At 60.9% G+C, this 7,619-nt stretch carries 8 protein-coding genes; 5 read left to right on the top strand and 3 right to left on the bottom strand.

The features are described from left to right. Nucleotides 1-1,767, top strand: a 1,767-nt coding sequence (gene treY, locus ACIQ17_RS28410; RefSeq protein WP_398472747.1) for a malto-oligosyltrehalose synthase, incomplete at its 5' end; no start/stop codon positions are given. 196 nt (nt 1,768-1,963) lie between these two features. Here the strand turns inward: treY and ACIQ17_RS28405 are convergent. Then, a complete protein-coding gene (locus ACIQ17_RS28405; protein WP_398472745.1) occupies nt 1,964-2,272 on the bottom strand; it encodes a polyhydroxyalkanoic acid system family protein in 309 nt (102 codons plus the stop codon). A gap of 146 nt (nt 2,273-2,418) precedes the next feature. Here ACIQ17_RS28405 and ACIQ17_RS28400 point away from each other — a divergent pair, with 146 nt between their 5' ends. Continuing rightward, nucleotides 2,419-2,583 carry a DUF3309 family protein gene (locus tag ACIQ17_RS28400; protein WP_209842552.1) on the top strand — a complete coding sequence of 55 codons (165 nt, stop codon included), beginning with the start codon at nt 2,419-2,421 and terminating at the stop codon, nt 2,581-2,583. Between the two features lie 87 nt (nt 2,584-2,670). Here the strand turns inward: ACIQ17_RS28400 and ligD are convergent, their stop codons facing one another. Next, a complete protein-coding gene (gene ligD / locus ACIQ17_RS28395) occupies nt 2,671-5,364 on the bottom strand; it encodes a DNA ligase D (protein WP_398472743.1) in 2,694 nt (897 codons plus the stop codon). Between the two features lie 96 nt (nt 5,365-5,460). Here ligD and ACIQ17_RS28390 point away from each other — a divergent pair, with 96 nt between their 5' ends. Continuing rightward, nucleotides 5,461-6,345, top strand: a complete 885-nt coding sequence (locus ACIQ17_RS28390; RefSeq protein WP_398472742.1) for a Ku protein — start codon at nt 5,461-5,463, stop codon at nt 6,343-6,345. 2 nt (nt 6,346-6,347) lie between these two features. Continuing rightward, nucleotides 6,348-6,605, top strand: a complete 258-nt coding sequence (locus tag ACIQ17_RS28385) for a hypothetical protein (protein ID WP_398472741.1) — start codon at nt 6,348-6,350, stop codon at nt 6,603-6,605. A gap of 100 nt (nt 6,606-6,705) precedes the next feature. Here ACIQ17_RS28385 and ACIQ17_RS28380 read toward each other — a convergent pair whose 3' ends face one another. Further along, nucleotides 6,706-6,981: a DUF6496 domain-containing protein gene (locus ACIQ17_RS28380; RefSeq protein WP_398472740.1), complete on the bottom strand. Its 276-nt coding sequence runs from the start codon at nt 6,979-6,981 to the stop codon at nt 6,706-6,708. Nucleotides 6,982-7,176: 195 nt separating this feature from the next. Between ACIQ17_RS28380 and ACIQ17_RS28375 the strand changes: the two genes are divergently transcribed. After that, complete coding sequence (locus ACIQ17_RS28375; protein WP_398472739.1) at nt 7,177-7,443, top strand: hypothetical protein; 267 nt, start codon at nt 7,177-7,179, stop codon at nt 7,441-7,443. Nucleotides 7,444-7,619 lie beyond the last annotated feature (176 nt).

Here is a 7,619-nt window from a genome sequence, read left to right as displayed (position 1 = left end):
CAATATTTCCAGCGCCTGCGCCGCCTGATACGCGAGGCGCAGGGCAAGGCCAAGCCGTTCTATGTCGTCGTCGAGAAGATCCTCGGCGAAGACGAAAAGCTGGTGCCCTTTGCCGGCGTGCACGGGACCACCGGCTATGAATGGCTGAACGCCATCACCCAGGTTCTGGTGGAGGAAAAAGGCCTGGAGCCGCTCGGCGAGACCTGGCGGCAGGTCAGCAACACCTCGCCGAAATTCGGGCCTCTTCTGATCGAGGCCAAGCGCCGCGTCCTCGATACGCTGCTGCTGTCGGAGTTCACCGTGCTGACGCGCCTGCTCGCGCGTATTGCCAATGGGCATTATTCGACGCGCGATTTCTCCGCCGACACGCTGCGCCAGGCTTTCGAGCTCTATGTGCTGCATTTCCCGGTCTATCGCACCTATCTCACCGCCGCGGGCCCCTCGGCGCTGGATCGCCAGTTGATCTCGGAGACGATCGAGAAAGCCCGTGCCGAATGGTTCGGCACCGACGAAGGTCTGTTCGACTTCCTGCGCGATGCATTAACCCTCGACCTGCTGAAGCCCGGCGGTCCCGCCCATAGCAAGCCGCGCGTGCGCCGCTTTGCCTTCAAGGTGCAGCAGTTCACCGGCCCGACCATGGCGAAGTCGCTCGAAGACACCGCCTTCTATCGCTATCACAAGCTGCTCGCGCTCAACGAAGTTGGTGGTGAGCCTGCTGCCGAGGCGATGCCGGTCAAGCGCTTCCACGCCATGATGGTTCAGCGCGCCAACGAATTCCCGCACGGCATGACGTCGACGGCGACCCATGACACCAAGCGCGGCGAGGATGCCCGCACACGCCTGCTGGCGCTTGCGGAACTGCCCAGTGAATGGGCCACGGCCGTGAGCCGCTGGAAGGTTTTGAACGCGCCACATGTGATCAGCGATGGCGAGATGCGCTCACCGTCCGCGCCGTTCGAATATATGCTGTATCAGGCGCTGGTCGGTGCCTGGGAATTGGATGCCCGGGACGAGACCTTCCTCGAACGCATGCAGGCTTATGCCCTCAAGGCCGCGCGCGAGGGCAAGGAAGAAACGAGCTGGCTCAATCCGCATGCGGCCTATGAGAAAGGCCTGCAGGATTTTCTCGCTCGCATCCTTGATCCCGCGCAATCGAAGGAATTCATCGACCAGATCGACGCTTTTGCACGTCGGATGGCGCTGATCGGCGCAGTGAACTCGCTCAGCCAGATCACGCTGAAAGCGACCATCCCCGGAATGCCCGACTTCTACCAGGGCACCGAATTCTTTGACACTTCCCTGGTCGATCCAGACAACCGCCGCCCGGTGGACTTTGCCGAGCGTGTCGCCGTGCTGGAGAAGGTCAAGGCGCCGGATTGGAAGGCGCTGACGGGTAGCTGGAGCAACAGCCACGTCAAATTCGCCTGGACGCGTGAACTCCTGAAACTGCGCAGCGAACTCCCTGCAGTCTTCACCGATGGCGACTACGAGCCGCTGGACGTCAGCGGTCCGCATGCCGGGCACCTCATCGCCTTCGCGCGGCGCCATCAGCGCGACGCGGTCATCGTGATCGTCGGTCGCGCACTCGCGGAATTCACGGATGGCGGGCGGCTGTGGTTCGACGGATCAAAGCTCGACGCCACCGTGCATGCGACCGGCTATGACATAGCGGAGATCCGCGTATCGGATTATCTCGCGCAACTGCCTGTCGCGCTTATCCGGACGCAGGCGATACCGAAGAAGACACGGTCGACAAGGCTGCAATAGCTGTTGCCACCAACGACAACGCCGCCCGGGATTGATGCCGGACGGCCTGGCGGATGTCGTGCCGACTCAGAGCTTGTTCGGTTCCCTCACTCCGCACCACATCAGATTTTCATCAAATTGTTTGTGAGAGGTTACCGACGATATGCGTGTGCAGTGCACGCAGGGCCGCCCGTGCTTATGCTGCACGGCAGCGACGCTATTTCTTTTCCAGCAACAATTTCCCGCGCGACTGGATCGTTGCCTGCGCCACCTCCGTAAATCGCTGCAGCAGCCACGGCAATGTCACTTCCACATTCACGCAGTTATCCAGCACATCCACACGGCCCGATGCGACCTGCCCCATGGCGCGCACCCGCAGATCAAGGTGGTCGCCCTCCCAGCGCTCATCCTCGATCTTGACCATGGGCACACTCGTTGTCGCCCGCGCAAGACCACTTTTCAGGCGGCGCGCAGCCTCGTCGCGGCCAAGCGAATGCGGAATGGAGACGGTGAGCGGTCGAGACATCGCAGGTATCCTTGTTCGTGATTCAGTTAGTAACGCATCTCGCAGCGCAAAAGCTCCCGGCGGGTTTCAACTCTGGAACCTTGCGGCAAGCCGCGCGTTTTTACCGCAGCTAAAGACCACAACTGAAGAAGGCTGAGGAGAAACACATGTCCATTGGTACAATCATTCTGATCATCCTGATCATCGCCCTTCTTGGCGGCTTCAGCGGCATCGGCGGCGGTCCGTTCTACGGTACCGGTTATTATGGTGGTGGCGGCCTTGGACTCGTGGTGGTGATCCTGCTGATCCTGCTCTTGCTCGGTAAACTGTGATAAGAATTTGATCTGAAGACGCGCGGTTCACAAATGGACCGCGCGTTCTTCGTGGCCGGTCGAGCGCAACGATGCCCGTCCCTGCGGCTACTTCATCTTCGCGATCGCCGCCTTGATCGACGATGCGGCTTTCTCATACTCGCCCCACGCCTTGCTCTTCCGCAGCAGGGCTGGAACGCTCCGTAGCGTAAATTTCTTCGGATCGAGATCGCTGCGCAGCTGCGCCCAGGTCAGCGGCATCGATACGGTCGCGCCCTCGCGTGCCCGCGGCGACAGTATGGCGACGGCCGTCGCCATTCGATCGTTGCGGAGGTAGTCCAGGAAGATCTTTCCGGTCCGTTTCGCCTTGGACATATTGATCAGATAGCGCTCGGGGTTATCGGCCGCCATCTGCTGGCACACGGCCTGCGCAAAGGTTTTTGCCACCTTCCATTCCACCCGGTCTCGCGCGCCGTGCTTGAGCGGAACGACCACATGCAGCCCCTTGCCGCCGGTCGTTTTGCAGAAGCTCTCCATGTTGAGCTTCGACAGCCGATCATGCAGTTCGCGCGCCGCGGCGATCACGTCGGCAAAGCCAACCTCAGGCGACGGGTCGAGATCGAATACCAGCCTGCCCGGCACATCCGGCTCGTCCGGCGCGCAATTCCATGGATGCAGTTCAAGCCCACCCATTTGTGCGACCGCCGCGAGCCCCTCGATACGATCGATCTGGAGATAGGTCTTTCGATCACCGGAGACCTTGACCAGCTCGAGCAGATTCGACGTCCCCGCCATGGCATGACGCTGAAAGAATTGCTGGCCGCCGATCCCGTCCGGCGCACGAACGACAGAACATGGCCGCCCTTTCAGATGTGGCATCATCCATTCCCCGACCGCCTCGAAATAGGCAGCGAGATCGCGTTTCTTCACCGGTTCGTCGTCACCCGCGTCGGGCCATAACGCCTTGTCGGGATTGGATAGCGCGACGCCCATGACCTCTGCAGACTTTCGCGACGTCGCCTTTGCGGCTTTGCTCACGGGTTTTTTCTTCGCCGCACGCTTCGGCTTTGGCTCGGCGAGCGCCGTTGTCTGCGGTACCTCCGCCTCGACCTCCTGCGCGGGCTTGTCCCTGCGCAATCCCTTGAACGACGCCTGCCGGACCATGCCGGCGCCGGTGAAGCCCGCGAATTCGATCTCCGCCACCAGCTCGGGCTTCAGCCAGTGCACATCGCGGCCGCCGCCTGGTGCATTGTCACCCCCGAAGGGCGACTGTTTCGCGGCCGCCTTCTTCAGCGCCGGCATGATGCGTTTGATCTTGTCCGCTCCATAGCCAGTGCCGACAATGCCGACATAGACTAGATGATCGCCCTTGTGCACGCCCACCATCAGCGAGCGGAATTTCCCATTGGTTGTTTTCCAGCCGCCGATCACCACTTCATGGCCGGCGCGGCATTTGGCTTTGGTCCAGTTCTTCGAGCGGCCGGACGCATAGGGCGCCGACAGCTTCTTCGAGACGATGCCCTCGAGCGACAGTTTGCAAGCAGACTGCAGGATGGCATCGCCGCCGGTGGTGAAGTGATCGACATAGCGGATCAGACCCTCCTTGCGGCGGCCACGCGCTTTGTCCAGCAATGCCTTCAGACGTGTCTTGCGGTCTTCGAGCGGCAGTTTACGCAGATCCTCGCCTTCGGCGAACAACAGATCGAACACGAAGAAGATCAGGGTATCCGTCTCGCCATCGGAGAGCGCTGCCTGCAACGCCGCGAAATCCGGGGCGCCGGATGAATCGAGGCCAACGATCTCGCCGTCGATGATGCAATCCGGGAGCCTGGCAGCTTCCTCGGCGATGGCCGGAAAGCTGTCGGTCCAGTCCAACCCTTTTCGCGTCTTCAGTGTCGCGTCGCCATCCGCGACGCGGAGCTGCATCCGGTAGCCATCGAACTTGATCTCATGCGCCCAGCCAGCTGCGGCTGGTGGGCGATCCACCGAGGTGCACAACTCCGGCGCCACGAAGCCCGGCATGGTGGCCGTTTTCGTCGCCCGGACCGCGCGCTTCGCTGGCGCCTTCTTCGCCACATCGGCCTTGGTCTTCACACCTTTCCTGGCCCGCGCATCTGCCGCCTCGCCTTCGCTGGAATCCCAGACGGCGTCCTTCCTGATTTTGGCGGCCTTGCCGATCATGAACGGCTTCGGAGCGCGGCCTTTCCCCTCCGCGATCGCCTCCATGCTGCGGCCCGACGCCACCGATGCATCCTTGTCCAAGATCGCTTCACCGCCGCCATCCACGGCATGGTCGTCGCGATGCTTGATCAGCAGCCAGTTGGTCCGCTTGCCGCCGTTGCGATCATGTTTCATGCGCACCAGAACGAAGCTGCCATGCAGCTTCTCGCCATCCAGCGTGAACTTCAGATCCCCCTTTTTCAGTCCCTTCGCGGCATCCTCGGCGTCATAATAGCCGCGGTCCCACAGTTGCACCGTACCGCCACCATACTGGCCCGCAGGAATGGTGCCTTCGAAATCGCCATAGTCGAGGGGATGATCCTCGACCTCGACGGCCAGCCGCTTGTCCGCCGGATCGAGCGACGGCCCGCGCGTCACTGCCCATGACTTGAACACGCCGTCCATTTCCAGTCGCAGGTCGTAATGCAGCCGCGTGGCGTCGTGTTTCTGGATCACGAAACGCGGCCGTTTCGCCGGCGCCACCACGATCTTGCCGGACGGCTCCTTCGTCTGCGCGAAATCACGTTTCTTGCGGTAAATCGATAGTTGGCGGTCGGCCACAACGCATACTCCGGAGCCCATCAGGCGGGGATCGGAACCAAAACCGAGAGCGATGGTTGAAGTTCCACGCGCGCAAGCGATTGGCGCGGCAAGCGATTTGTATGAGTTGGAGGATGCATGGCCCCGCCCCGCGCTTACTGGAAAGGCTCCCTCAAACTGTCACTCGTGACCTGCCCGGTGGTCCTGTATCCGGCCTCCACCACGGTGGAGAAAACCAAATTCCACATGATCAACCGCGACACCGGCAACCGGCTGAAGCAGCAGATGATCGACGCCGAAACGGGCGACGTGGTCGAGAAGGACCAGAAGGCGCGCGGTTACGAGATCAGCAAGGGCGAATATATCGAGATCGAGAAGGAAGAGCTCGAAGCCGTCCAGATCGAGAGCAACCATACCATCGATATCGATAACTTCGTGCCGCGCGACGAGATCGATCGTCGCTATCTCAACAATCCCTATTACATCGCGCCGGACGGCAAGGCCGGCGCCGATGCCTTCGCCGTCATCCGCGACGCCATGAAGGACCAGGACCGCGTGGCACTGGCGCGCATTGTGCTCACCAATCGCGAACATGTCATCGCTATCGAGCCCCTCGGCAAGGGCCTGCTCGGCACTACGCTGCGCTATCCCTACGAATTGCGCGATGAAGCCGACTATTTCGACGACATCAAGAGCCCTAAGATTTCCAAGGACATGATCGAGCTTGCCACGCATATCCTCGACAGCAAGGCCGCGCATTTCGATCCTGAGAAATTCAAGGACGACTACGAGAGCGCACTGAAGGCGCTGGTCAAGCGCAAGGCCGCGGGCAAACCGATGAAAACCGCTCCGAAGGAGGAGAAGCCGGATAATGTCGTCAGTCTGATGGATGCGCTGAAGGCAAGCCTCAAGGGTGGCAAGGCGCCGACCAAGCGCGCTTCGGCCGCCCGCCGGCCCGTGGCGCGCAAGCGGCCTGCCAAGAAGGCCGGACGTTCGACAGCGCGGCATCGCAAGGCGAGCTAGTCATGAAGAAGACACTGGGACTGGTGGTGGCGATCACCGCGTTATCGCCGGAAATCAGCGCGCAGGCACAGCAGTTGCAGGCGCGCGAATGCAACGCATCGAACATCGCCTTCGTTGCTGAGGCCATCGCCAAGATGCCGGACGGCAAGCAGAAGAAGACCGCGTCAGATGAGATCAGCGCCGCCAGCGAAAAACTGGCCACGGGCAAGAATGATGAATGCAAGGATCATCTGCAGAAAGCGTCCCTCCAGACGAAGTAAGAACTGATCCCCAGCTGAAAAATGGTTGAGCGTCTGCTCTTTTGTCAGCGCCCGCTTACGCGGGCGATGAGGTGGAGACGTCGCCGGTGCCGTTAACCGGCTAACTCTTTTTCGACTTTCTCACCTTCGTGGTCTTCTTCGCAGTCTTCTTCTTCGCTGCCTTCTTCACCGTCTTCTTGGCCGCCTTTTTCGTCGTCTTCTTGGGCGCTTTCGGCACCTTCTTCCCCTCGGCGCGGGCTTCCGACAGGCCGATTGCGATCGCCTGTTTGCGGCTCGTCACCTTCTTGCCGGAGCGGCCGCTTTTCAGCGTACCCTTCTTCGCCTTCTTGATGGCTCGTGCGACTTTCTTTGCAGCCTTCTTGGAGTATTTCGCCATAACAAGCTCCCTGATCCTGGCAGAAATTCCAATCGTTGCTCTACGTGATGGTTCCGTTTCAGCGCATGCGTCCGCGACAATCCGGCATTTATGCCACGCCTATAACGCAGCGTTTCATGTCGTCTCGTTTTCAAACGCCCCACGGCTCATCTTGCAGACACACGCCTCCGAGCGTGCTGTTTGCAGGAGACCACAGTGAATCGTTTCAAACCTCCCTTGTGTGAATTCAGCTTCGTTCTGATCGGTCAAAACCGCTGCGGCCAATGGGTCGCGCAAGAACAGAGCGGCCTGTTTGGCGGCCTTTTCAAGACTCGCAGCGCCGCTTTGCGCTACGCGCTGTTCGAGAACGGTCATCGGCCCGATTCCATCGTTGAGACAGCAGGCCTGATCGAACTCGACATGAGCGCGCCGCCCTTTGCCTCATCTCAGCCGATCGCGCTGCCACAGCGTCGCGTTGCGTGATCGCGCATCATGTCCGCACTTTTCCTTGCGAGCCATGCAACGGTTCACGTCAACAACTGGCTGCATGGCATGATCGCCGATCTGCCGACGCCGTTTCGTTCGGATGGTGGCCTCGACCTCCTGACCTTCGCGCGGTTGTGCGAGCGACAGGTCCGTGCGGGTGCCAGTGCCGTCGT

Origin of the sequence: Tardiphaga sp., from assembly GCF_044340795.1 — a bacterium.
Taxonomy (GTDB): domain Bacteria; phylum Pseudomonadota; class Alphaproteobacteria; order Rhizobiales; family Xanthobacteraceae; genus Tardiphaga.
The sequence above is the reverse complement of the archived record's forward strand: the minus strand, read 5'-3'. Positions and strand labels throughout refer to the sequence as shown.

Bases quoted from the DNA above. Each gene is read 5' to 3' on its own strand.
- ACIQ17_RS28405 (WP_398472745.1), bottom strand. From the start codon at position 2,272: ATGTCTCGACCGCTCACCGTCTCCATTCCGCATTCGCTTGGCCGCGAC.
- ACIQ17_RS28400 (WP_209842552.1), top strand. From the start codon at position 2,419: ATGTCCATTGGTACAATCATTCTGATCATCCTGATCATCGCCCTTCTT.
- ligD (WP_398472743.1), bottom strand. From the start codon at position 5,364: ATGGGCTCCGGAGTATGCGTTGTGGCCGACCGCCAACTATCGATTTAC.
- ACIQ17_RS28390 (WP_398472742.1), top strand. From the start codon at position 5,461: ATGGCCCCGCCCCGCGCTTACTGGAAAGGCTCCCTCAAACTGTCACTC.
- ACIQ17_RS28385 (WP_398472741.1), top strand. From the start codon at position 6,348: ATGAAGAAGACACTGGGACTGGTGGTGGCGATCACCGCGTTATCGCCG.
- ACIQ17_RS28380 (WP_398472740.1), bottom strand. From the start codon at position 6,981: ATGGCGAAATACTCCAAGAAGGCTGCAAAGAAAGTCGCACGAGCCATC.